The sequence below is a fragment of the Pandoraea terrae genome, assembly GCF_902459695.1.
Classification (GTDB): domain Bacteria; phylum Pseudomonadota; class Gammaproteobacteria; order Burkholderiales; family Burkholderiaceae; genus Pandoraea; species Pandoraea terrae.
Map to the genome: position 1 here is coordinate 330,123 of NZ_CABPRZ010000001.1, position 25,654 is coordinate 355,776.

Below are 25,654 nucleotides of genomic sequence, written 5' to 3' on the forward strand. Positions count from 1 at the left end.
CAATGAGCAGCCACGCGCTCCATGAGATTTTCTATCCGGACTCGATTGCCGTCGTTGGCGCATCAAGGGACCAGACGAAGCGGGGCTTCCGTTCCATTCAGAAGCTGCTGGAAGACGGATACGCCGGGGCGATATACCCGATAAATCCGAAGGAATCGGAAATCCTGGGGCTCAAATGCTACGCGAGCCTGGGCGACATACCGGGCAACGTTGACCTCGTTCTGGTCTGCACGCCGGCGAAGACCCTGCCACAGGTCATCGAGCAGTGTGGCAGGAAGGGCGCAAAAGGGGCGGTTGTCCTGGCGGGCGGGTTTGCCGAAGCGGGCGATGACGGGCGGCGCCTGCAGGATGAAATGGTGCGGGTTGCTCAGCACTGTAACGTGCGTATCGTCGGGCCGAACACGTCCGGCGTGTTTAATACCCACAAAGCCTGCAACATCGTCGGCTTCAGCAATCTGAAGAAAGGTGGAATCGGCTTGCTGTCGCAGTCCGGGAACATGGCGCTTTCCCTAGTGACGGAGGCCGAGGCGAATGGACACATCGGTCTGTCAACGTACGTGGGCATTGGCAACGAATCGGATATCCAGTTTGATGAGTATCTCGACTACTTCGCCGAAGATGAGAACACCCGGGCCGTCGTCGCGTACGTCGAGGGGATGAACAACGGGCGGGTGTTTCTGGACGCGCTGCGTCGGATCACACGCAGGAAGCCAGTCGTCCTCTACAAGTCGGGTCGCACCAGCGCCGGACGCAGTTCCGCGAAGTCGCACACCGGTGCGCTCGCCGGCGACTACGCGGTTAGCGAGGGCGTTCTGCGTCAGGCGGGTGCGGTGCTGGCTCGCAAGTCCGACGAGATTCTGTCGCTCGCTGAAGCGCTTTCGCTACTCAAGCCGCTCGCGTCGCGCCGCGTGGCGGTGCTGGCAGACGGTGGCGGGCATGCGACGATTGCTGCAGACGCCCTGAGCGAACAGGGTCTGACGCTGGCGTCTCTGAGCCACGAAACGCAGCAGCGCCTTTCGGCAATCCTGCCGCCGTCGGCCGCCGTTGCAAACCCGGTGGATGTGGCCGGGGGAACGGACGCGAATCCTGCGGTATTTGCCGACTGCGCGCGCATCCTGCTTGAGGACCCTCAGGTCGACGGGCTGCTCATCACGGGGCTCTACGGTGGGTATGGCGTGAGGTTCTCGCAGTCGCTGACGCCCATTGAGATGCAGACCTCGTCGCGTATCGCCGGGATGCTGGAAGCGCACGGCAAACCTGTCATTGTGCATAGCTTGTACGGGAGTCTGTATGCGGACCTGCGACCTGCGCCGCTGACATGTATCCGTGAAGCTGGCGTGCCGGTCTATGACTCGCTTGAGCTGGCAGTCCGCTGCATGCTGGCGCTCGCCGAATTTGGCGAAACGCAAAGGCGGCCGTCAGCCGACGCGGACGGCCTTGCGGTGCGCTCGCCGGCGTTCGAGACAGTCCTTGCGTCCTGTCGCAGCGAGCACCGGACGGTTGTGCTCGAGCATGAAGCCCGGCAGGCGCTCGCGAATGCGGGCGTCCCGATGTCGGCACCCGCGATTCTGGCCAGGTCTGCGCATGAGGCCGTTGCGGCGTTCGAGCGCCTCGCGTCGGTGCCGGTCGCGATGAAAATCGTGTCGCGCGACATCATCCACAAATCGGACGTCGGTGGGGTCAGGCTGAACGTTGGAAGTCCCGAAGAAGTCAGGCAAGCGTTCGAAAACATCGTGGCCAACGGGCGAAAGCATGTGCAAAATCCGGACATTACCGGCGTCCTGGTGACACCCATGGCGCCCAAAGGTGGCATCGAAATCATCATCGGGGTTGTGCGTGACCCGACTTATGGGCCGGTCATGATGTTCGGCCTCGGCGGCATTCTGGTCGAAGTGCTCAAGGACGTCGTGTTCCGCTCGCTTCCTCTCACGCAGGACGATGCGCACCGGATGCTCGCCGAGATCCGGGCCAGTGAGATTCTGAACGGGGTACGTGGCGCCGCTCCGACCGACAAGGATGCGCTGGTCAGGCTGATGATGGGCATTTCGGCGCTTTGCTCCGCGTTTCCCGAAATTGCCGAACTGGATCTTAACCCCGTGCTGGCCTATTCCAGCGGGGTAGCCATTCTTGACGCGCGCATCCTGCTTGAGGATGTCGGCGCAACCACCCCACAGTGACTTTCAACCGGGAAGCCAGAATGACCCTTGCACCTGAACTGACTGATGCGTTGCTAAGCGTCGAGGGGCGTGTCGCGATACTGACCTTGAACCGGGACGATGTGCGTAACGAACTGACCGGCACGACGCTCGTCGACGATATTGAGCGCACCGTTCAGTGGATTAACGCCGAGGAATCTATCGGCATCCTGATTGTTACCGGTGCCGGCAAGGCCTTTTCTTCCGGCGGAAACATCAAGCACATGCTCCATCGCGAAGGGAGTTTTGGGGGGGACGTATACGAGGTCCAGCAACGATATCGAAAAGGCATCCAGCGCTTGCCGCTGGCAATGCATCGTCTCGAGGTCCCTTCCATCGCAGCCATCAATGGCGCCGCATTGGGCGCGGGCTTCGACCTCGCCTGCATGTGCGACCTGCGACTGGCAACAACCGATGCGATCATGGGCGAGACCTTCATCAACGTGGGCATCATTCCCGGGGATGGCGGCGCGTGGTTGCTCCAGCGACTCGTCGGCTACCAGCGGGCCGCAGAGCTGACGTTTTCGGGCCGCACCTTTACGGGCGCGCAGGCCAAGGAACTTGGTATCGTTCTCGACGCCGTGAGCGCAGATCAGTTACTGGATACCGCGCAACGGTTGGCCAGGGACCTCGCAGCAAAACCCCCGCAAGCCCTCAGGCTGACGAAGCGCCTGATGAAATCAGCCCAGCGCATGGAACTCCCCGACTTCCTCGACCACTGTGCCGCGTTTCAGGGGATGTGCCACAACACCGAGGACCATATCGAAGCGCTCGCCGCGACACTCGAAAAGCGCGCCCCGCAATTCAAGGGTCAATAGGCGCGCCCACTTTTACTGAAACCCGCCCTCGCGCCGGACAGCCAATTCACGTCAAGCCACCTGCTAAAGCCCGACGCCTTGCAAGGTTTGCAGGTGCCTACTTGCCGCCGATGCCGACCTTGCCGCGTCCGAGCTTTCGATGCGGCACACAGGGGCGCAGCCTCTTCCTGGAGCCAGCCGTCAACGTCACGTGCTCCGCAGGGTATCGGGTCGTCCTGTGCAGTGCGGCCTGATAGGCGGAATGGCCCGGATCGATGCGCTTGATAGCTGACATGATTGATACCTCCTCAGAGGATTCTAGTCCGAAACGGCTCGGCGCTTATGTCGCCCCGTCGCTAGCAGTCCATGGGTGCTGATCTCGGGGCGCTCACCAGTGTGGCTGTTAGTACATTTGAGCACGAATGTCCGTCTCTGGAAGTCCCGACGGGCCGTTGTTGGCCGATAGCAGCAACTCGCGCGTCAGTCAGAAAAGCAGTTATTCAACAATATAACGGCCTTCTCCCAATCCCCGACTCGGACGATTCTGAAAAGCAGGCAAAGCCATAGAATTCGGGTTGTGCAGGGCGTGAGTTGCTCGTAAGCTCTTCCGTGTCGCGGCAGACAACCGCGACTCGGGAGTGAGATCCTGAACTGATGTTGGCACACGACCGCGATGTTTGCGGTCGCGCGTGCCAACCCACGCCATCCTTTATGGGCGGGCTTAAGCCGGGTGACCTTAGGGTCAGCCGTTTTAACATCAGTACGGTATCTCACCCCGGCTTGATGCCCGCCCACCCGTCGTTATCGAGGTCTCCTCTTCGCTGGCAGCGCCAGGGCGGGCGCTTTTTTTACCGCGCAGCAAGGAGGCTGACTTATGTCTGAAGTCCAGCGTCAACTCTCCCCCGAAGAAGACGAAGCAATCACCGAAGCACTGAAGTACGGAGACGCGGAATCACTGCGACTCAATGAACTGACGAGCCGAATCGTGGCGCTATCCGCGATCGGCAGCCAGGGCACGATCTCGTCACTAGACGAGAATTTCATCAGCGCGTTTTTCGAGCAGATGGAAGAACTCGCGACGGAAGCCTACGCACTCGCCGAGAAGATCGGCCGGCAACGCCGTGCGGCCAAGACTGGTGTCGCACAGCCACCGGTATAAAAGCAAGCAGCAGTAAGTAGTCAACTTCGCCGGACAGCCATCGCCGTCCGGCGTTTCGTTATTTCAGCTGCGTCAGTCCCGATACCTCAGAATGACGAGGGCTTACCCAGGAATGCGACGAGCGCCGACGTCGTCTGATTCGGAACTTCTTCCATCAGCCAATGGTCGGGGCCACTAACGATCGCGCCCTGAACATTCGTTGCCGCCACCTTTGCCTGACCGAAGCGACCGTCAGCTTCGGAAGCTGACCATGGCGGCGGTCCGCTGCCGGCCAGAACCGGTCCCTGACGGGGCGCCTATATTGCAACAATGACCGTCCGCTGCTGGCCAGACAGGGGACATCCGCGAAGATGGGGCAGATCGGCCGGAGCCGCCGTTGAGGTCACAACGTCGTTGAGGCGGCTACAGGTCGCTTTCCTGCCGTTCGCACGCCGATGGCCGCGAATGTCCGGTCTCACTGTCCGCGAATGCGTGCTCCCGACCCGAATCAGCCGTCCAGACGCAGTTCATCACAACGACCGGTTTCAAGCTGCAACCGTCGCTCGTCACTCAAGAGCCCTTGCTTTTTTATGTGCAAAATCTAGGTCAGTCAAGTTAGGCAGCTGCTGTCGGTCGGGACGCCAAGCCTTGGACCACCGGTCCCACTCGTTCGCAGCCTGGTCGGCGCTGAGGCCATCTTCGACCGTTGGAGAGCCAGCTTTCATTAACTGCGGCACTGGACAACACCTCGGCTGTCTGAACTCTCGACGATGGTCAAATGCGGCGTATGACTCGGCGCTCGATTCAGCGTTCGTGGTAGATCGCAAGCCAGACGGTTGGCTCTTTGGCATGCGTCCACGCAACGCGATGCCGGCAATGCGGCTCGATCAGCACGTAGTCGCCGGGACGCATGTCGTGCAGCGTCGAGTCCTCTTCGAACTCGAGCACGGCCGCGCCCGACAGCAGCACCACCCATTCGGCGCGCGAGTCGTCGTACCAGAACCCTTCGGGACTCGCGTGTCCCAACGACACGATCCGCTCCACGTTCAGGCGCTGCCCCGTGATGAGCATGTCGATGCGCTCTTCGCCGCCGCGCTTCGCTTCGAAGCTGAACAGGTTACCCGTTTGAAGTTGCATGGCACGACCTCACTTCAACTTTCACCTCATAGGCGCAAGACCGTCGAGCAGCGTCGGGACCAGCTCGCTGATCGCCGGATGGTTACGCATTGCAACTGTAGCGCACAAGATTCAGTAAAGTCGACTGGCCGATGTTGGGAGCAAACGAGCCATTGCAGTGACCGCGCTTTCAATCAATCGGACGACTGGAGATGGCCGAAAGTTCGCGGTCACACAAACTGCCGGAAAGCTGACGTTGATGGTCCCAACGTCCGTGCTGTCGAACGTTCATTGAACTGGTGCAATCGGCCAGTTGCTGCCGTTTGGGATAGATCCGGGAGTGTCCGGTTTCATGCAGACACCGGACCATCACACTGTATGTGCTGCGTGTTCGCTTTGCCGCATACTTCAGCGTCACGAACGCACCCTCAAAGCTTGGTTTGCGGGCGCAGCCGTGGTTCCTCCATGGGCGGTCGCCATGATTAGTTTGCGGACCCTCGAACACGAATTGATGAAAGATCAAATGGGGCTGACCGCCATCGAGCGAGCACAGCGCTTGAAGGGGGCCCAGCCAGTCATCAAGCTACGGCCCGCAGCGAACGAGGAACAGTTCGCCGTCCAGCTCAGCCTCGACATTGCCTAATCGAGCAGTAGCCTCAGCAGTTGCAGTAAGTGGCGGGGAATCTCCTCGGCTGCTTGCTGAAAGTCCACTCCTGATCGGTAGGCCAGCAGTAGCACGGGGCTAAGCAACACCAGGGCAAGTAAAGCTTCCTTGATCCGCGCTCCCATTTCCTCTCCCTAGTGCAGTAATGCGAAAAGATGCGCGACGACCTGAGACGCTGCCGCTTCGAATTTAGTAGGCGCAATGGAAATGCAGCCCACCATGAAAGCGCCGACGGTGGCAAAGGCAAGGTATTTCATGCTGGCCTCTGTTAGTTCAGATGTGGCGTGCGCCGCCGCGGACCGTACGGGTGGCACGGGATAGTCACAAGGCTACGCCACCGCAGGGCGACAGGGGCATCGCCACACCACCGTGTCGGTGGTCCCGGTGCTTGTATCCCCACATTTGCATGCTATACACAGCGATGAAAGCCGAGGATGGGGCACCCCCCTGATTCTGCAGCGGGCATACCCCCAACATCGCTGTCGTCGACTATTGAAAATCTACGTCGTCGCAACGGTGAGGCCGCATCTTTCGCGATGCATCCAGTTGGCATACGCCTGGAACTGTCGATGCAAGCGGGTCTCATCTCAAGCCCACCGTGCGGTACAGCAGGTTTTCCAGGTAGTACAGCATCAGCGCGAACGCTTGCTGCATTTCTATAGGCCTTGCCTGACATCGTCAGCTGCCTGTGCTTCCTGGCAATCGATCGCTGAAAGCGATTCGGCGAACTGGAGGTCCGGTCCGTCAGGCATGACGTGCGGATGCCATTCTGAGAGTTTCTCGTTCGCCCAACGTCTCTTTTCAGTCGAACTCCGGGCGAGCCGTCTGACTGGCTGTATGTCTGAGTGGGGTCGATAGCACGCTTTCGCTGAAGTTCGAACCGGACGTTTGCCGGGCGAGGCCGCTCAGAGGCTCGGCGGCGCGAGCGCCCGGCGCGGTGCTTCGACGGCGTCCGTGGCCAACGGACGATCGGGGCGGATGCGCAGCGCAACCACGCCGCCGATCAGCAGCATGGCGACTGAGCCCGCGAAGGGGAGGGTCCAACTGCCGGTACGGTCGACCAGGAAACCGAACAGGATCGGCGAGAGAATGCCGGCGACCGCCGAGCCGGCGTTCATCATGCCGCTGGCAATGCCCGCATGCGTTTGCGTGATGTCGCTCGGCACCGCCCAGATCGGTCCGATAGTCAGTTCGAGAAAGAGGAACGACGCGGACAGGCACAGCGCCACGCCGACCGTCGAATGCACGAACGCCAACGGCACGAGAAACAGCAGTGCGCCGGTGAAGCTGAGCACGATGACGCCCTGCCGGGCGGTGGCAAGGTTGCCGGTCTTGCGGTAGACCCGGTCGCTCAGCCATCCGCCCAGCGTATCGCCGACCACACCGGCGAAGAACACGCCGGAGGCGAACAGCGCCGACGATTTCAGGTCGAGTCCTTCGCCATGCAGGAAGAAGGTGGGCAGCCACGTGAAGAACAGCCACGCCGTCCAGCCGTAGCAAAAGTACACGAAAATCGTCGGCGCCATGCGTTTGAAAAGCGGGCCCCACGGGGTCAGGCCGGTTGGGGCGTCGGTCGGGGAGGCGGGGGCAAAGGCATTGGCGCCGTGCGGATGTTCGCGAAACGAAAGGCACCACCAAACCAGCCAGACAGCCGTCACCGCGCCGATCAAGTAGAAGGCGGATCGCCACGACAGCCATGCCATCAACGCGGCCACGAGCGGTGGCGTGACGGCATTGCCGAGCCGCGAGAACGAATGCGTGAACCCTTGCACCATGCCGCGCTGCTCGCGCCCAAACCAGCGTGTGATCGCACGTGCCTGGGCCGGCAGGGTTGCGCCTTCGCCGATGCCGAGCAGCAGCCGCGCCGCGAACAGCAGGCCCAGACTGTGCACGAGTCCGGTGGCGAAAGTCGATACCACCCAGATGAGGCCGCAACCGATCAACGTGATGCGCGCGCCGAAACGATCGGCAATCCATCCGCCGCCGACCTGGAAGATGGCATAGGAATAGGCGAACGCGGAGAAGGCGATACCGAGTTCGGTATTGGACAAGCCCAGTTCGGCCTTGATGGCGCCGGCGGCCGTCGCCAGGTTGACGCGGTCGACGTACAGGATGAAGGAAAGGGCGCACAGCAGCCAGAGTGTGCGGCGCCGTTGCCGGCTATCGGTGGGCATGTCTCGCTCCGTTGTCGCGCAGCGTCGGGGTGACGCCGCATTTTTTTGGTTTGCGCTAGGGTCGCGCGACGAGGGAACGGATGTCTATTGAATCTTTTCGATAGGGTGATAACCGGCGTTGTTCGCCCCGGCGCGTCAGGCCAGTCCCTCGGCCGCCGCCGCGCGCAACGTGTCGACCAGCAATGACATCGAGGCCGACAGCGGGCGGCCGCGCCGCGTCACGATGCCATAGGGCCCGAGCTTGCGCGGCAACGGCACCGGCAGCACCTTGAGCACGTCGAGGCGCGCGTAGAAGGCGGCGACCGAGGCTGGCAGCACGGCGACCAGGTCGCTGCCCGGCAGCAGCGACGTCGTCATCAGTACGGCGGCTGTCTCGATCGTGCTCGACGGCGGCGTGACGCCTGCATCGGCGAAGGAGCGGTCGACCAGCGCGCGCATCGGGCTCGGCAGCGGCTGCATGATCCACGGAAACGTCGCCAATTCCTCGAACGAGGGTTTGCGGCGCTTGACCAGCGGATGATCGCGGCACACCACGATGGCCAGGCCCTCCTCACCCAATTGATCGAATTCGAGCAGGCTGGTGTCCCAGCCCTCGGGCACGCGGCCGAGCACGAGGTCGAGCTGGTCGCGCTCCAGCAACGGCACCAGCACGTCGCTGGTGTCGACCTGGACACTGACGTCGAGCAGGGGATGGTCGCGCTTGAGCCGGCGAATCACTTCCGCCAGCAGCACCGGCGTGGGGGCCATCACCGCGCCGACACGAACCTTGCCGATCTTGCCTGACTCGAGCGCGGCCAGCTCGTCGCGAAACCCTGCCATGTCGGAGAACACGAGCTTGGCGTAGCGCGTGGCGGTCGCGCCGAAGCGCGTCGGCCGCAAGCCGCGTACGTGGCGTTCGAACAGCGGCACGCCGAGCAGCGCTTCCATGTCCTGCAGCATCTTCGTGACGGCCGGCTGGGTGAGCGCCAATTCGTCGGCGGCCTGACGCAGCGAGCCGCGTTCCTCGATCGCCAGCAGCAGCCGAAGATGCTGCATTCGGAGACGTCCTTGCAGGGTGCTGAAGCTTGGAATCATGTCGGTTCGAGGTCGTATGGACCCAAAGTGGGGTATGAGAAATACTTATTGATACATAGAAAAACGTCAATAGATTTTATCACCTGTCCCTCCTATATTTTCTGCTCAGCGGGCTGTTTGCTCGCCAGAAGAACAATGCCGGCGGACCCGCCGGCAAAGCGATTCGGAGACACGTCATGCCCTCATTCCCGCCCGCCGCCACGGCGTGCGCATCGGCCCTTCGCAAGTGCCGCTGGCGCTTGCTGCCGGTCGCCGGCCGTCAAGTCCTGACGTGACGGTACTGCATTTCATCCCGGATGGGGCCGCCAGGCGTGCGGCGTCCTGTCCCGACATTTTCACGAGGAAATCGCTCTATGAAGATCACCAATATTCGTGCCCGCGTCTTTGAATGGAAGGGCAAGACCGTGGCGCCGCAGGCGCACTTTTGTTCCAACGCAATGGATCAGCTGTACGATCGCGGCGACTCGATGGGAACGTTCCGCTTCCATGGCTGGACCGTGGTGGAAGTGGAAACCGACACCGGGCTCGTCGGTCTGGGCAACGTCGCGCTCGCTCCCCGTATCGCCAAGGCCATCATCGACCAATACCTCGCACCGCTGGTGATTGGCCACGATCCGTTCGACTACGAGTATCTGTGGCAACGCATGTATCGCTCGACGCTGGCCTGGGGTCGCAAGGGCATCGGCATGGCGGCCATCTCGGGTATCGACATCGCCCTGTGGGACCTGATGGGCAAGGCGACCGGCAAACCGGTGTTCAAGCTGCTGGGCGGGCGCACGAAAGAGAAGATCCCGTGCTATGCGTCGAAGCTGTATCGCACCGATCTCGGCGACATGCAGACGGAAGCCCAGCGCTACCTGGATCAGGGTTTCACGGCCTTCAAGATGCGCTTCGGCTACGGTCCGCGCGACGGCGTGGCCGGTGTGCGCGAGAACCTCAAGTCGGTGGAGGCCATTCGCGAGGTCGTCGGCTATGAGAACGACCTGATGCTCGAATGTTATATGGGCTGGAATCTCGAATATGCAAAGCGCATCCTGCCCAAGCTCGAGAAGTTCGAGCCGCGCTGGCTCGAAGAGCCGGTGATCGCCGACGACATCGACGGCTATGCGGAACTGAACCAGCTCACGTCGATTCCGATTTCCGGCGGTGAGCATGAATTCACCCTGCATGGCTTCCGTCAACTGCTCGACAAGCGGGCCGTGTCGGTCGTGCAGTACGACACCAACCGTGTCGGCGGTATCACCGCTGCGCACAAGATCAATGCGCTGTGCGAAGCGTACGGCGTGCCGGTGATCCCGCACGCGGGGCAGATGCACAACTATCACCTGACCATGTCGACGCTGGCCTCACCGATGTCGGAGTACTTCCCGGTGCACGACGTCGAAGTCGGCAACGAGCTGTTCTACTACATCTTCAAGGGCGATCCGCAGCCGGACAACGGATTCCTCGATCTCGACGACAATCTGCCGGGATTGGGCCTCACGATCGACGAGCGCTATCTCGACCAGTTCCAGATCATCGAGTGAACATCATGAGCGAATCCGTGTTCCGTAACTATATTGGCGGTAAGTGGCTGGCCGGTGAGGACACCCAGGCCAACGTCAATCCGTCTGACACGCGCGATGTGATCGGCGAGTATGCGCAAGCCGGCCAGGCACAGGCCGAGTCCGCCATCGCGGCGGCGCGCGCGGCTTTCCCGGCATGGTCGGCCGGGGGCATCCAGGCGCGGCACGACGCCCTTGATCGTATCGGCAACGAGCTGCACGCCCGCCGCGAGGAACTTGGCGCGTTGCTGTCGCGCGAGGAGGGCAAGACCCTGCCGGAGGGTATCGGCGAGGTGGGGCGCGCGGCGATGATATTCAAGTTCTTCGCCGGCGAGGTGCTGCGTACGGGCGGCGAGGTGCTGCCGTCGGTGCGTCCGGGCGTGAGCGTGGATATCGTGCGTCAGCCGCTCGGCGTGATCGGCCTGATCGCGCCGTGGAATTTCCCGATGGCGATCCCCGCGTGGAAGATCGCGCCGGCGCTCGCCTACGGCAACTGCGTCGTATTCAAGCCGGCCGAGCTGGTGCCCGGATGCGCATGGGCGCTGGCCGAGATCATCAGCCGCGCCGGCCTGCCCGCCGGGGTGTTCAATCTCGTCATGGGGCGCGGCAGCGTGGTCGGCGAGGCAATTGCGCAGCATCCCGGTGTCACCGCCGTGAGCTTCACCGGATCGGTGGCGACCGGCCGTCACCTGCTGGCCGCCACAGCGGCGCGGCAGGCCAAGGTCCAGCTCGAGATGGGCGGCAAGAATCCGCTGATCGTGCTCGACGACGCGGATCTGGATATTGCAGTGAACTGCGCGGTGCAGGGCGCATACTTCTCCACAGGGCAGCGTTGCACGGCGTCGAGCCGATTCATCGTCACGGACGGTATTCACGACCGCTTCGTGACGGCGGTGCGCGCCAAACTGCAGGGCTTGCGCGTCGATCATGCGCTCAAGGCGGGCGCGGACATCGGGCCGGTCGTCGACGCGAAGCAACTGGCGCAGAACCTCGAGTATGTGGATATCGCGGTGCGCGAGGGCGCCACGCTCGCGTTCGGCGGCCAAGCGCTCGAACGCGAAACGCCGGGGTTCTACCAGATGCCGGCGCTTCTGACCGACACGACGCCCGGCATGCGCATCAATCGCGAGGAAGTGTTCGGCCCGGTGGCAAGCGTCATGCGCGTGCGCGATTATGACGAGGCGTTGGCGATGGCCAACGATACCGAGTTCGGACTGGCCTCCGGCATTTGCACGACGTCACTCAAGCATGCCACGCATTTCCGCCAGCATGCCGAAGCCGGCATGGTGATGGTCAACCTGCCGACGGCGGGCGTCGACTATCACGTGCCGTTCGGCGGGCGCAAGGCGTCGAGCTACGGGCCGCGCGAGCAGGGCTCCTACGCGCGAGAGTTCTACACGACGGTCAAGACGGCCTACACGTCTGCCGGGTAGACCCAGTAAGCGCAGCGCGCCGCGCAGACAGCGCCGCGTGACGATGACGCGACGGTGCGACGCGCGGTACCCCCGCCGCGCGTCGCCAACACTACGACAGGAGGAGACACATGACCACACCATTGGCATCCAACGCCCATTCGGAGGGCGCCGGCGCCGGCGCGCTCGACATTGCACCCACGCGTGCACGCTGGCGCATCTTCAGCGTGATTTTTGTGCTGGTGATGATGAACCTGCTCGATCGGATATCGCTGTCGATTGCGATGCCGACCATCGCGAAGGAATTCTCGCTGAGCCCGGCCATGCAGGGCCTGGTGCTCAGCAGCTTTTTCTGGACCTACGCGCTGCTGCAAATTCCGGGCGGCTGGCTGATCGACCGCTTCGGCCCGCGCAAAATGATCACGGGCGCCACTGCCCTGTGGGGCGCGTGCCAGGCGCTGGCCGCGTTCGCCACCGGCGGCGCGTCGCTGCTGGTCACGCGCGCGGCGCTTGGCGGTGCGGAGGCGCCGCTGTTTCCGGCCGGCGCCAAGCTCAATGCCCTTTGGCTCGCGCCGGGCGAACGCAGCCGTGGCGCGGTGCTCGTCGACGCCGGCAGCCCGCTGGGTGCGGCGCTCGGCGGCATTGTGATTTCCTGGCTGATCCTCTCGTTCGATTCGTGGCGTTCGGCGTTCTTCATCGCAGGCGCAGTGACGGTGCTGATGAGCTGGATATCGTGGCGCTACCTGCGCGATGACGCGGCCCTGCATCCGGGCGTCAACGCGGCGGAGCTCGCGCACATTCGCGCGATGGGGCCGGGCGCGACCTCGCTTGCGGACATCACCGGCAGGATCTCGCCGCGCAGCTGGTTCGGCCTCACGCTCGGCCGCGCGAGCTGGGCGATGGTGTACTTCGGTTTGCTGACCTGGGGGCCGAGCTACCTGTCTCACGCGCGAGGCTTTGATCTCAAGCAGATCGGCATGGCGACCTTCCTGATCTTCCTGTCGGGCGCGTTCGGCTCGCTGGCCAGCGGTTTCGGTGCCGATGCACTGATGCGGCGCCTGCCGCGCAATTGGGTGCTCAAGGGCATGCTGACGTTCTCCGGCGTGGTGATTGCCACCGTGTTCTTGATATTGCCGCGCATCGCCGACCCCATCGAGGCGGTGTGCCTGCTGTGCCTTGCGGCGTTCATCACCATGTGGGGCAGTCTGTACTGGAGCTTGCCGGCGATCCTGGCGCCGCGCGCGCGCGTCGGCATCGTCGGCGCCTCAATGAACCTGGCCGGCAGCCTCGGCGGCATGCTGATCCCGATCGTCGTCGGCCTGATGCTGCAGCGCTTCGGGACGTATGAGACCGTACTGCATTTCTTCGCGGCATGCGCCTTTGTGTTCATCGGCTGCACGCTGTTGATCGATCTGCGGCAACGCCGGGCGTAAGGTGGCGATCATGACTGTCGAGAATGTTTACGACGGCCCTATCGTCGACGCCCATCATCACTTCTGGGACCCGGTCGCCAACCACCATCCGTGGTTGTCCGGGCCAGGGCTGATCCCGTTCCGATACGGCGACTACAGCGCGATCAAGCGCCGTTACTATCCGGCTGACTACTTCGCTGACGCGGGGCGGCATGCCGTCACCGCGACCGTCTACGTAGAATCGGAATGGGACCCGCGCGACCCGCTGGGCGAGACCGCTTTCATTTCGCGGATTTCGCAGGATCACGGCGTGCCCAACGCCGTGGTCGCCCAGGCATGGTTGCATCATGCCGATGCGGCCGATCTCCTGGCGCGTCAAGCGGCATGCCCGCTCGTGCGCAGCGTGCGTCACAAGCCCGGCGGTGCGGCGCGCCCCGAGGACGCGGCGCGCGTGCGCAGTCTGATGAGTGACGAGCGCTGGCGTCGCGGCTACGCCGAGCTGGCCCGGCATGACCTTCATTTCGATCTGCAGACGTCATGGTGGCACGCACACGAGGCGGTGCAACTCGCGCGCGATTTCCCTCGGACCACGATCATTCTCAATCATGCGGGGCTGCCTGCCGACCGTAGCGCGGCAGGGTTGAACGCGTGGCGCCGGGCACTTGCACCGCTGGCCGATTGCCCCAACGTCGCCGTCAAGATATCGGGGCTCGGGCAAGCCGGACAGGCATGGACTGTGGCCGCCAACGCGCCAGTCGTCAACGACTGCATCGCCATGTTCTCGCCGCAGCGCGTGATGTTCGCCAGCAACTTCCCGGTCGACGGCCTGTGCGCAACCTTCGCGCAGATCTTCGACGGGTTCAAGGCCATTACCGCCGGTTTGCCGGCCGAGGGGCAACGCGCCATGTTTCATGACAATGCGCAACGTCTGTACCGCACCGGGCAGGCGCTGCACGCGACTGCGGAGGCTGCGAATGGATGAGATGCCGCGCGTGCTGGTGACACGGCGTTTCGTGACGCCGCTGCCGGCGATGCTGACGCAGTCGTGCGTCGTCGACATCAATGATCGCCACGAGGCGCTCGACGCTGCGGCGTTGCATGCGCGCCTGCGGGGTTGCCACGGAGTATTGGTTGGCGCAGGCGATCGCGTCGATGCCGGCTGGCTGGCGGCGGCGCCGTCACTGCGCGTGGTCAGTACGGCATCCATGGGATTCAATCACATCGACGTGGCGGCTTGCACGCGCGCCGGCGTGCTGGTGACGAACACACCGGACGTTGTCGTTGATGCGACCGCGGATCTCGGCTGGCTGTTGATAATGGCCGCCGCGCGGCGGTTGGGCGCGTCCGAGCGATGGTTGCGTTCCGGCGCCTGGCCGGGGCGCGGCTGGCGCTTCGACGACTGGCTGGGCGCCGATGTCAGCGGGACCACACTCGGCATTGTCGGCATGGGGCGGATCGGGCAGGCGATCGCGCGGCGCGCGGCGGGGTTCCGAATGCGCGTGTGCTATCACAACCGCAAGCCGCTACCCGACGCCCAGGCGGCGGGCGCGCAATATGTTTCGCTTGAAGCGTTGTTGCGGGAAGCGGATCACGTGATCGTGGTAGTGCCGTACTCGCCGGCCACGCATCATCTCATCGGCGCGCGCGAGCTGGCCCGGATGAAGCCGGGCGCGACCCTGGTGAACATCGCGCGCGGCGGCGTGGTCGACGACGGCGCGATTGCCGAGGCGTTGCGCGCGGGCCGCCCCGGTGCGGCAGGCCTTGACGTGTACGAGGGCGAACCTGAGGTGCATCCCGAACTGCTCGCGCTCGAGAACGTCGTGCTCGCACCGCATATCGGCACCGCGACCGTGGCGACACGCAGCACGATGTTTTCTCTGGCGGTGCGCAACCTGCTCGACGCGATGCAAGGCCGCAGGCCGGCGCACCTGGTCAATCCGGAAGTGTTGGCTACCGAAAGGATCGGGGACCCTTAATAAAGAAACACCCCGAAAGTCAGGACGGATGCGTCCAGCTTCCGGGGTGCAGCGCCGTTTCCGGCGGCGTGTTTCGTAATGGCTGCCGCGTTGCCTTATTTGCAGGCCTTGCCGTGATCGGCGCGGAAACCCTTGGTCTTGGCGTCGTCTTCCGACATGTATTCGCCCGCCTTGGTCTTGCCGTAGTACTTATCGCCTTGGCAGTGATAGACCTTGGTGCTGGTATTGACCCAAACCTTGCCCGCACCACCGCCGGCGGCGGGGGCCATGGCTGCCGGAGTGGCGCCCTTGCTTGCTGCAGCAGCGGCCGGCGCCGCCGGTGCAGCCGGGGCAGCCGCGGGAGCGGAAGCACCCTTCGCGCCGGCATTCTTGTCGACGCCGCCATGGCCTCGGCATGCGCCTTTCAGGGTGGCGCCCGAATACGGCGTGCCGTCCTTGCACGTCGCGGTTACTGCGGGCGGCGCCATGGCCCCCGCTGCGGCCGGCGCGGCCGGTGCCGCGGTTTGCGCGAAGGCGGCCGACGTCAGGAACAGTGCACTCGTTGCTACCATCAGGAACGAATTCTTCACGGTATCTCTCCAGGGTTGCACGATATTACGTGCGTTCCCCATTAACGCTTCGGACGGACAAGCGATGACGAGACGCGGAGATTTTCTGTGACATTCTGTGACTTTTAAGGGTTTTACCTAGCATGGGTGCAGCGTTTCGGGAGGCCGTCAATCACGGAAATCACGCCATGCCGATGCGGTGGAAGGCGTGACGCCACGCGAATGCCGTCAGTTGCGGCGGCAGGTTTGCGACGGCAGTTCCGCGAACATCCTGAAGTAATCGCGCGCGAAGTTGCCCATGTGGATGAATCCCCAATACGCGGCGGCATCACGGATCGTCAGTGTCGCCCCGGTCGAGCGCAACAGGCTGCGCACGGCCGACAACCGCATATAGCGCAGGTAGAACGCCGGCGATGCCCCGGTGACCTCGGTGAAGCTCGTTTGCAATGTCCGCCGGCTCACGCGCAGGGCCTGGCACAGGTCGGTCACGGTCAGCGGCTGCTCGGAGTTCGCCAGCACGAATTCCTGGCACGTCTTCACGATGCGGCTGTACGCCAGGCGCGTCACGTCGGGCTGTCCCGGTGTCTCACCCTCCGTCAGTACGCAGAGCAGGTGCTCGATGATCTGGTCGCGCAATGCCTTGCGCACTGCCGGAACGGTCAACAGGTCCTGGTTCTGTTCGGCGTGTGCAAAACACGCGCGAATCGCCGAACACGCCCGATGCGCCGTCGCGCTGCCAGCTTGCATCGTCGGCGCCCGTAACCAGGCCACCGACCCGGCACCGCCGAGGTATTCCATCAGCTCACCGAATTCATGCTCCGGGAGCACGATCGCCACCAACTCCGTGTCTGCCGGCGTGTGCAGCGAGAATTCCTGGCCGCCGCGCAGCTGAAGCAACGTCGCTGCTTCGAGCGGACGTCCCTGAAACGTTGCCGGCGAGGGCGCGCTCACCGGTAACCCGATCGTATAAACATCGGCCGGCGAACGCCCCTGTTGCGATACACGATGACTCGTGCGCTCCCGCACCAGACGCAATCCATCGAGATCGCACTGCGTCATCGTGCTCTTGAATTTGCCTGCTTCGATCTGGAAATAGCGCTGCTCGAAATTGACGAGCGAACGCGCATGCTCATCGGCATCGGAGAATTGATGCGTACCAAAGTGTCCGTTCTGTTCCATGAAGCCAACCGCTGCTGCCAAGTCTGGAGTCGATGCATCTTCCGCCGGGCAATTTGCCCTGAACACTAGGGGAACTACGGTGGGCTGGCTCGTGTAATCACGACCTGTTGCCATCGGCCGGCGCGCCCCACCGGCAAAACCCGCGCCCCGTCAGGCGGTGTGTGTGCGGTGCACCAAATGCGTGCGTGAAACATTCTGGGAACTTTTATGTCCGGTTACAAATCACCGCCGATTTTGGATACCGGCACGCGGGAGCCGAACCCTATACTCGCCTCCACATTCCGACTTTCATGGCACGTCGATGACATTCGCCATCAAAGAGGACAGCGCTTTTCGACGACCCTTCAGCGCGCTGCGAGCGCGCGTGAAGGCGGTGACCTGTAGCGGAGGTAGGAAAGAAATGATGTCTCGTGGATGGCGAATTCGACTCACGGCACTCGCTTCGGCGAGCGCGCTTGCATTGGTCATGCAGACCGCGCACACAGCAACGGACGCGGAGCAACTGGGCACCACGCTCACACCGGTCGGTGCGGAGACGGCCGGCAACAAGGACGGGTCCATCCCCCGCTGGGAGGGCAAGGACGCGCCGCTTCCGGGGTGGTCCTGGGGCAAGTACCGCGGCGATTACTTCAAGTACAAGGACGAGAAGCCCACCGCCTCGATCGACGCGAGCAACGTCGACAAATACGCGAGCCGTCTCACACCCGGGCAGATTGCACTGATGAAGACGGGCAAGGGACGGCGCATGGATATCTATCCGACCCATCGGACTTGCGGCTTCCCCGATTTCGTCTACGGCAACACGAAAAAGAACGTCACCGAAGCGAAGCTCGCCGAAAACGGCCATGATCTGGCCGAAGCGAATCTGCCGGGCGTTCCCTTCCCGCTGCCGAAGAACGGCGCCGAGGTGATGTGGAACGCCAAGCTGCACTACAACGGCGTGGGCTTCTTCACCGATGGCTACCGCACGCTGGTGTCGCCGAAGAAGGGCTCGGCCGAATGGATCGAACCGGCCGAACGTGAGCCGTTCTACTTCCCCTGGGGCGAAAAGGGCTCGAAGAAGCTGACCCAGCTGCCGCCGAACGACTCGATGACGATCTTCCAGTACCTGAATCCGGCCGCATTTGCCGGGCAAGGCGCGCTCATCACCACCTCGTTCAACGACGCAAGCGAAACGTTCTATTACTTCCCCGGTCAACGCCGCGTGCGCCGCCTGCCGAATTACGCGTACGACGCGCCGCAGATCGGCATGGAAAACGAGTATCCCCTCGATATCGCCTTCGGCTTCTACGGGCGCATCGACCGATTCGACTGGAAGCTCGTCGGCAAGAAGGAAATCTATGTGCAGGCCAATGCTTTCAAGATCTACGACTTCCGGACATCCAATGATCTGCACAAGGTCATGACGCCGGATGGCGTGAACCCTTCGGCGCTGCGCTATGAATTGCGCCGGGTGTGGGTGGTCGAGGCCGCCGTGAAGCCCGGCATGCGCCATACCTCGCCGAAGCGGACCTTCTACGTTGACGAAGACAGCTGGACCATTGCAGCCGCGGAAGACTACGACGGCCAGGGCAAGCTGTGGCGCACGCGCGAGACGTCGCCGATCCCCGTATGGGAGCTGGGCGGTGCGTGCACGTTCGCGAGCTTCCAGAATTACGACCTCATCGACGGCCGCTACATCGCGGACTTCAACATCATGGGTTCAGGCAAGGACATCCAGTGGTTTGCCGAAGCCCGTGGCGACAGACGTTTCACGCCTGATTACTACACGCCGGAAAACCTCCGCGCGATGAGCGAACGCTAATTCCCCTCCTGGCGGTTCCCGGCCGAGTTTGCCCCGTGCAACCCTCGGCTGGCAAAACTCGCCCTTCAAATCACGATAACGAGAAAGGCACGCGTCATGAGTTCATCCCACCGCGCCCCGGCGCGCCGTGCATGCTTGCTTGGCGGCGCGCTGCTGGCCGCCGCGCCCGCGTACGCCGTCAACATCGACGCCGGCGCGATCCAGGGGTCGTTCAATTCGACGGTTTCCGCCGGCGGCGGCATGCGCATGAAGAACCCGAGTTGTGCGCTCGTGGGCGACACCAACGGGGAATGCGGCGCCAGCGCCAATACCGCGCAAGCGTCCAATAGCGACGACGGCAATCTGAACTATCGCAAGGGACAACTGTTCTCGGCCTACATCAAGGGCGTTCATGAACTGTTGCTGGGGTTCCCCGAAGGGTACAAGTTCATGGCGCGCGGTAGTTGGCTCGATGATTTTGCCGCACCGAATACCAATCGCACGGAACTCTCGCCGACGGCGAACCAGCGTGTTGCGCATGACGTTCGCCTGCTCGACCTGTGGGTCAGCAAGGATTTCTCGATCGGAAGCCAAAGTGCGCGCTTGCGGTTGGGCAACCAGGTAATCAATTGGGGAGAAAGTCTCTACGCACTTGGCGGCATCAACGCGACCAACGCGCTCGATCTGCAAAAACTCCAGGTGCCTGGAACGCAGGTGAAGGAGGCGGTGCTGCCATCGCCGATGCTGAGCTTTGCAACCGGCCTGGGGCACGGCGTGAACATCGAGGCTTATTACCAGTTCGGCTGGAACCGCTCGCTGGTGCCGCCGGTCGGCACCTATTTTTCGACGGCCGATGTCTACGATGCCGGCCGCAATCCGTTGTTCATCAACACGGTCAATGCCAATGCCTTCGGCACCGACTCGGGGACGATCGGCGGCCCCGGCCGCGTAAGCCATGGCGTTCTGGCATCGTTGAACCCGGCGATCGCGAACGGGGCATTCGCCGGTCCCCCTTTCAACACCATCGGCATCCCGTTTGCCGACGATGCGCGCGCAAAGAGTCAAGGCCAGTTCGGCGTGTCGATGCACTACAAGCCGACGGGATATCAGGTCGACTTCGGCTTCTACGCCCTGAACTATCACGACAAGGTGCCGGTGCTTAATGCGCTGGCTTCGGGCCAGCTCCAGTGGCAGTTCCTCGAGAATCGCCAGCTGTACGGCATCAGCACGAACTTCCCGCTCGGCGACTGGGCCATCGGGGGCGAGCTGTCGTACCGCCCGAAGGATGCGATCTCGCTCACCGGCTGCTTCAACCCGGGCGGTCCGCTGGACGCGAACACCAACGCCGTGGCCGGCAGTTGCAAGCAATGGGCCGACAACAAAAAGTACCAGCTTGACCTGACGGCACTCCTTTCGCTCACGCCCGGCGAATACGGTCCGATCCTCAACCTGCTCGGTCACGCCGACTCCGCCGCGCTCACGATCGAAGGCGTGGTCGTGCATTACCCGGGGGTGAGCAACGACATGCGCATCTTCAGCACGGTGGGCGGCACGCAGGTCATGCAGGGGGTATCGGCCGGGTACTCGGCATGGCTGAACCAGGGCTCCGTAGCCGCACTCGGCTACCCGACCACGGCAACGGCGGGCACGTCATATTCCGGCGGCATCACGGTCGACTTCAACTGGACGTATGACGGAGGCTTGTTGTCCGGCTGGCAGGTCACGCCGGGCGTCACCTTTACCGATTCGCTGTTCGGCTACACGCCGACGTTCTCGGCGAACTACATGCGCGGCGCGAAATCGGCCAATTTTTACGTGCTGTTCGCCAAGAATAACGGCAAGTGGAACGCGGGCGTGAACTACACGGCGTACTTCGGCGGCAACAATCTGACCCAGCCGCTGGCGGATCGAAATTTCCTGGGCGCGTTCGTTTCGTACAACTTCTAGGATAGTGAAATGCTGAACACGTTTGTCAGGAAGCTCGAAGCGTTCTGCTTCGCACGGCGCGCTTGGGTGCTTGGCATCATCGCCGCCTATACGGCGGTGATGGCCGTCTTCGCACTGCAGTTGCGCATGGATGCCGGCTTCGAGAAGCAGCTACCGACCGGGCACGAATATATCCAGACGTTCCAGAAGTACCGTGACGACCTGTTCGGCGCCAACCGGCTGACGGTGGTGGTGAAGGCGCGTCACGGCACGATCTGGACGAAGCCCGGTCTTGCGCGGCTCTATCAGGTGACGCAGGCGGTCAGCTTCCTGCCCTATGTCGACAAGCTCGGCGTGCAGTCAATGTGGACGCCAAACAGTTTCGTCAATCAGGTTACCGAAGAGGGCTTTCGCGCCGATCCGCTGATCAGCGGCACCGTCACCCCGGAAAACCTGACGCCGGAGATCATTGCCGGCATTCAGCGCGCGACGAACCAGGGCGGCTTCGTAGGCACGCTGGTGTCCCACGATCAGACGAGCGCCATGATCACCGCGGAGTTGAACGAGCAGGACGCCAGCGGCAAGAAGCTCGACTACATGGCCTACAACCGCCTGCTTGAACAGCAGTTGCGCGACAAGTTTGAAGACGGAAACTTCGAAATCCAGATCGTCGGCTTCGCCAAGCAGATCGGCGATATCGCGCAGGGCGCCACATCGGTGCTCGAGTTCTGTGTCATCGCACTATTGCTGACCGCGTTGGCTGTCTACTGGTATTGCCATTCCGTGCGCTTCACGGTGCTGCCCGTGGTGTGTTCGCTGACGTCGCTGGTATGGCAATTCGGCACGCTGCGGCTGCTCGGATTCGGTCTCGATCCGCTGGCTGTCCTCGTGCCGTTCCTGGTGTTTTCGATCGGCGTCTCGCACGGCGTGCAGCAGATCAATTTCATCGTGCGCGAACTGGCGCATGGCGCCAGCAGCGATGTGGCTGCGCGCCGGAGCTTCAGCGGCCTGCTGATTCCGGGGACGCTGGCGCTCGTAACAGCATTTGTGTCCTTCGCAACGCTGGCCCTGATCCCGATTCCGATGGTGCGCGAGTTGGCGATCACGGCGTCGCTCGGCGTCGGCTACAAGATCATCACCAATCTCATCATGCTGCCGGTGGCGGCGTCGTGTTTCCAATTCACCCAGGCGTATGCCGAGCGCGCAATGCTCAAACGGGAGCGGCGCGCCAACTGGCTGCGCGTGCTCACCCGCGTTGCCGTGCCGCGCAATGCAGTGGTTGTGGTCATGGTCGTTTGCGCCGTGCTCGGCCTTGCGGTCTGGCAAAGCCGTGACCGCCTGATCGGCACGCTGCAGCCCGGCGCGCCCGAGCTGCGGCCCGAGGCGCGCTTCAATCGCGACGCGGTGGCCGTAGCGCATGGTTACGACGTCGGCCTCGACTGGCTGACGGTCGTTTTCGAAGCCCCCGCGGAGTCGTGCGAGAACGTCGCCCTCGGCACCTTCGAGGACGCCTTCGCGTGGCGCATGCAGCACGTGCCCGGTGTCGTGTCGGTCACGTCGTACGCCGGCATGCTACGTACCTACAACGCCGGCTACAACGAGGGAAATCCGAAGATGTCGGTCGTGCCGATCGATGCCGGGAACTACAGCGGGCTTTCCGGCGAGGTCGGGCGGCTGCGCGGCTACATGCGCAAGGATTGCAGCATGACGGCGGTGCATCTTTTCCTGGCCGATCACAAGGCGAGCACGCTCAACGGCGTGATTGACGCCGTGCGCGAATTCCGTGCGACCCATCGCGAACCCGGCATCACCATTCGCCTGGCGGCCGGCAATGGCGGGGTGCTGGCGGCCACCAACGACGAAGTGCACAAGAGCGAATTGCCGATGATGCTGTACGTCTATGCGGCCATCATCATTCTCGTGTTCCTGGCGTATCGCGACTTCCGCGCCGTGATCGCATGTTGCCTGCCGCTCACCGTCGGCACGTTTATCGGCTATTGGTTCATGAAGGACCTGCAGATCGGGCTGACGGTTGCGACGCTGCCGGTGATGGTGCTGGCCGTGGGCATCGGCGTCGACTACGCGTTCTATATCTATAACCGGCTGCAATGGCACCTCGCGGCCGGCGAGCCGATTGGCCGCGCGATCGAGCACGCGATCCTCGAAGTCGGCATGGCGACAGTCTTCACCGCCATCACGCTCGCCATCGGCGTGGCGACGTGGTCGTTCTCGACGCTCAAGTTCCAGGCCGACATGGGCAAGCTGCTCGCCTTCATGTTCATGGTCAATCTCGTGATGGCAATGACCGCGCTGCCTGCGCTTGCTGTCGTCCTCGAAAAGCTGTTCCCGCGCCGCAAGGCGGTTCGGGCATCGAGCGCGTTGTCTCACTGATCCATGAGGAATCGCATGCAACGTTATCTCGCTAACCGTCTGTCGCCCTTGCTTGGCACGTTCCTCGCGCTCGGCCTGATGACGTCGGCTTCCGCGCAACACGCACCCTCCACCGCGCCCGCCGCTGCGCCGGCCGCGCATCTTGGCCCCAAGCCGGCTGAACGGTCCGCCTATGCGGCCAACGCCATGATGCTTGACGCCGCGACGACCGCCGGCCGGCGCATCGTCGCCGTCGGCGACCATGGTGTTGTCCTGCTCTCCGACGACAACGGCGTTCACTTCCGCCAGGCGCGCACCGTACCCGTTCAAACCGCGCTGACGGCAGTCGCGTTTGCCGATGCGCAACACGGGTGGGCCGTGGGGCACTGGGGCGTCATTCTCAGAACGGATGACGGCGGCGACACATGGCGGCTTCAACGCATGGATACCGCGATCGACCAACCGCTTTTTTCCGTGCATTTCAAGGACGAACACAAAGGATGGGCGACCGGCTTGTGGTCCATGTTGTTGACGACTGACGACGGCGGTCAACACTGGCGCAAGGTGGACATTCCGGCGCCGCCGGCGGGCGGGCGGCCCGATCGCAACATGTTCAAGATATTTGCAGACGCGAAGGGCAATCTCTTCATCGCGGCCGAACAAGGGACGGTTTTTCGCTCGCAGGACGACGGTCAAACGTGGCAATACGTGGCCACTGGCTACAAGGGCACGCTCTGGAGCGGCGTGGCGCTCGCCGACGGCACGCTGGTCGTCGGCGGCCTGCGCGGCACGCTTTACCGCAGCAACGACGACGGTGCGAGCTGGCAGGCGGTGGCATCGCCGGCGCACAGCTCAATTACCAGCCTGGTCGCCGCGCCTGCGGCCATCACGGGCGTGGGGCTGGACGGCACCGTGGTGACAAGCACCGACGGCGGACGGACCTTTTCGGCATCGCAACGTCCGGATCGTCTCACGTTGACCGCCGCCGCCGTCGCACCCAACGGCCACGTGGTCCAGTTCTCCGAAACCGGCGTGATCGGCGTGAAAACGAAATGAGCGTTTTCAGGCCCGCTTACAAACGTCTGCCGAATCTGGATATTTGATTAGGTATCCATCGAATATAGTGATTATGTGACGACCCCATGAACAACGAGGCGAACAGAATGAGCATGAAGGCAACACCCGGTTGGCGAGCGCTGACGTCAATGGCGCTCACCTTGTGGATCATGACGGCGCAGGCGCAGGCGCAAACGAAAACGCTGCCGCCGCCGCTGGCGGCCGAAACGTTGCGTACGGCGCCGATGCCGCCGCGCAATCCGCATTGGCTCTACGCCATCGACGTGGCGATCAGTCATCTGGTCGACGGAAAAGTCGTGCTGTATGACGCGGAGCGCCGCAAGATCATAGGGCAGCTGGGGGCCGGCTTCATGCCGGGCTTCGCGACTTCGCCCGACCAGGCGCACAACTACATTGCGACCAGCTACTTTGCACGCGGCACGCGCGGCGATCGCACCGACGTTCTGGAGATTGCCGACACGGCCACGTTTGACAAGAACGCGGAGGTGGTGCTGCCGCCGAAGCACGCCCAGGAGATCGCCACGGGCTTCAACACGTCGATCAGCCGCGACGGCCGTTTTGCCTACGTGACGAACATCACGCCGGCAACCTCCGTCTCGGTGGTCGATCTTGCGCGGCGCTTGGTCGTCGGCGAGGTGGATACCGCCGCCTGCGTGCTGGCATTCCCGTCAGGCAACCGGCGCTTCACGTCGCTGTGTGAGAGCGGCCGGGCGCTGACCGTGACGCTCGGCGACGACGGACGGGAAGTCGCGCGCGAACAAAGTGCGCCGTTCATCGACGTGGAGAAGGACCCCGTCTACATCAACGCGCAGCGGCTCGGAGAGAAGTACCTGTTCCTTTCCTTTCACGGCGACATCTACGGCGCCGATTTCTCGTCTGACAAGGCAACGTTCGACGCGCCATGGCCGCTGCTAACGCCTGCGGACAAGGCGGCGGGCTGGCGCCCGGGGGGCAACCAGCCGTTCGCGGTTCACGCGCCGGACCAGCGACTCTATGTCGCCATGCATCGCGGCGGCGAGGGTTCGCACAAGGACGCCGGCACCGAGATCTGGGTCTACGACATTGCCAAGCGCACGCGCATCGCACGTTGGAACCTGTTGGCCCGCAAGCTCGAACCCATGATCGCCGTCGAGGTGTCGCAAGACGACAAGCCCTTGCTGTATGGCACCAACGGCACCGACCTGATGATCATGGACGCGCGAACCGGACAGCCGCGCCACGTCGAAAAGGGTCTCGGCGAGCTGCTGGTGCAGTTGGTCAAATTCTAGG

Annotated in this window: 20 protein-coding genes; 14 read left to right on the forward strand and 6 right to left on the reverse strand. The window is 63.1% G+C overall.

Annotated elements, in window-relative coordinates:
• The first annotated feature begins 2 nt into the window (after nt 1-2).
• Both PTE30175_RS01485 and PTE30175_RS01490 read left to right on the forward strand, forming a co-directional pair.
• Nucleotides 3-2,177: an acetate--CoA ligase family protein gene (locus PTE30175_RS01485; RefSeq protein ID WP_150695266.1), complete on the forward strand. Its 2,175-nt coding sequence runs from the start codon at nt 3-5 to the stop codon at nt 2,175-2,177.
• Entirely contained in the window at nt 2,174-3,013 is an 840-nt protein-coding gene (locus PTE30175_RS01490) for an enoyl-CoA hydratase-related protein (RefSeq protein ID WP_338044393.1), read from the forward strand. Before PTE30175_RS01485 ends, PTE30175_RS01490 begins: the two co-directional genes overlap by 4 nt.
• A gap of 97 nt (nt 3,014-3,110) precedes the next feature.
• Here the strand turns inward: PTE30175_RS01490 and PTE30175_RS28100 are convergent, their stop codons facing one another.
• Nucleotides 3,111-3,287, reverse strand: coding sequence for a hypothetical protein (locus PTE30175_RS28100; RefSeq protein ID WP_191628743.1), 177 nt, complete (start codon nt 3,285-3,287; stop codon nt 3,111-3,113).
• A 579-nt stretch (nt 3,288-3,866) separates the two neighbouring features.
• Here PTE30175_RS28100 and PTE30175_RS01495 point away from each other — a divergent pair.
• A complete protein-coding gene (locus tag PTE30175_RS01495; protein ID WP_150695268.1) occupies nt 3,867-4,151 on the forward strand; it encodes a hypothetical protein in 285 nt (94 codons plus the stop codon).
• A 783-nt stretch (nt 4,152-4,934) separates the two neighbouring features.
• Here PTE30175_RS01495 and PTE30175_RS01500 read toward each other — a convergent pair.
• Nucleotides 4,935-5,267, reverse strand: a complete 333-nt coding sequence (locus PTE30175_RS01500; protein WP_150695269.1) for a cupin domain-containing protein — start codon at nt 5,265-5,267, stop codon at nt 4,935-4,937.
• 490 nt (nt 5,268-5,757) lie between these two features.
• Between PTE30175_RS01500 and PTE30175_RS28935 the strand changes: the two genes are divergently transcribed.
• Nucleotides 5,758-5,889, forward strand: coding sequence for a hypothetical protein (locus PTE30175_RS28935; RefSeq protein WP_263596269.1), 132 nt, complete (start codon nt 5,758-5,760; stop codon nt 5,887-5,889).
• Between the two features lie 926 nt (nt 5,890-6,815).
• Here PTE30175_RS28935 and PTE30175_RS01505 read toward each other — a convergent pair.
• A complete protein-coding gene (locus PTE30175_RS01505; RefSeq protein WP_150695270.1) occupies nt 6,816-8,084 on the reverse strand; it encodes an MFS transporter in 1,269 nt (422 codons plus the stop codon).
• A 135-nt stretch (nt 8,085-8,219) separates the two neighbouring features.
• Complete coding sequence (locus tag PTE30175_RS01510) at nt 8,220-9,158, reverse strand: LysR family transcriptional regulator (RefSeq protein WP_150695271.1); 939 nt, start codon at nt 9,156-9,158, stop codon at nt 8,220-8,222.
• Between the two features lie 353 nt (nt 9,159-9,511).
• On the opposite strand from PTE30175_RS01510, the gene PTE30175_RS01515 reads away from it, so the two are divergent.
• The 5 genes from PTE30175_RS01515 (at nt 9,512) to PTE30175_RS01535 (ending at nt 15,502) form a co-directional block, all read left to right on the forward strand.
• Complete coding sequence (locus PTE30175_RS01515; protein ID WP_150695272.1) at nt 9,512-10,684, forward strand: L-rhamnonate dehydratase; 1,173 nt, start codon at nt 9,512-9,514, stop codon at nt 10,682-10,684.
• Between the two features lie 5 nt (nt 10,685-10,689).
• Nucleotides 10,690-12,135, forward strand: coding sequence for an aldehyde dehydrogenase family protein (locus PTE30175_RS01520; protein WP_150695273.1), 1,446 nt, complete (start codon nt 10,690-10,692; stop codon nt 12,133-12,135).
• A 110-nt stretch (nt 12,136-12,245) separates the two neighbouring features.
• Nucleotides 12,246-13,547: an MFS transporter gene (locus PTE30175_RS01525; protein WP_150695274.1), complete on the forward strand. Its 1,302-nt coding sequence runs from the start codon at nt 12,246-12,248 to the stop codon at nt 13,545-13,547.
• Nucleotides 13,548-13,557: 10 nt separating this feature from the next.
• Nucleotides 13,558-14,508, forward strand: coding sequence for an amidohydrolase family protein (locus PTE30175_RS01530; RefSeq protein WP_150695275.1), 951 nt, complete (start codon nt 13,558-13,560; stop codon nt 14,506-14,508).
• 1 nt (nt 14,509) lies between these two features.
• Nucleotides 14,510-15,502, forward strand: coding sequence for a 2-hydroxyacid dehydrogenase (locus PTE30175_RS01535; protein ID WP_420819597.1), 993 nt, complete (start codon nt 14,510-14,512; stop codon nt 15,500-15,502).
• Nucleotides 15,503-15,597: 95 nt separating this feature from the next.
• Here the strand turns inward: PTE30175_RS01535 and PTE30175_RS01540 are convergent, their stop codons facing one another.
• Both PTE30175_RS01540 and PTE30175_RS01545 read right to left on the reverse strand, forming a co-directional pair.
• Nucleotides 15,598-16,071 (reverse strand): hypothetical protein, encoded by a 474-nt coding sequence (locus PTE30175_RS01540; protein ID WP_150695277.1) that lies wholly within the window; start codon nt 16,069-16,071, stop codon nt 15,598-15,600.
• Between the two features lie 207 nt (nt 16,072-16,278).
• Nucleotides 16,279-17,229 carry a helix-turn-helix domain-containing protein gene (locus tag PTE30175_RS01545; protein WP_191628745.1) on the reverse strand — a complete coding sequence of 317 codons (951 nt, stop codon included), beginning with the start codon at nt 17,227-17,229 and terminating at the stop codon, nt 16,279-16,281.
• A 400-nt stretch (nt 17,230-17,629) separates the two neighbouring features.
• On the opposite strand from PTE30175_RS01545, the gene PTE30175_RS01550 reads away from it, so the two are divergent.
• The 5 genes from PTE30175_RS01550 (at nt 17,630) to PTE30175_RS01570 (ending at nt 25,653) form a co-directional block, all read left to right on the forward strand.
• Nucleotides 17,630-19,033, forward strand: a complete 1,404-nt coding sequence (locus PTE30175_RS01550) for a DUF1329 domain-containing protein (RefSeq protein WP_338044394.1) — start codon at nt 17,630-17,632, stop codon at nt 19,031-19,033.
• Nucleotides 19,034-19,129: 96 nt separating this feature from the next.
• Nucleotides 19,130-20,959, forward strand: coding sequence for a DUF1302 domain-containing protein (locus PTE30175_RS01555; RefSeq protein WP_150695279.1), 1,830 nt, complete (start codon nt 19,130-19,132; stop codon nt 20,957-20,959).
• A 9-nt stretch (nt 20,960-20,968) separates the two neighbouring features.
• Nucleotides 20,969-23,329 carry an efflux RND transporter permease subunit gene (locus PTE30175_RS01560; RefSeq protein ID WP_150695280.1) on the forward strand — a complete coding sequence of 787 codons (2,361 nt, stop codon included), beginning with the start codon at nt 20,969-20,971 and terminating at the stop codon, nt 23,327-23,329.
• A 15-nt stretch (nt 23,330-23,344) separates the two neighbouring features.
• Nucleotides 23,345-24,364, forward strand: coding sequence for a WD40/YVTN/BNR-like repeat-containing protein (locus tag PTE30175_RS01565; protein ID WP_224788545.1), 1,020 nt, complete (start codon nt 23,345-23,347; stop codon nt 24,362-24,364).
• Between the two features lie 107 nt (nt 24,365-24,471).
• Complete coding sequence (locus PTE30175_RS01570) at nt 24,472-25,653, forward strand: amine dehydrogenase large subunit (RefSeq protein ID WP_150695281.1); 1,182 nt, start codon at nt 24,472-24,474, stop codon at nt 25,651-25,653.
• Nucleotide 25,654 lies beyond the last annotated feature (1 nt).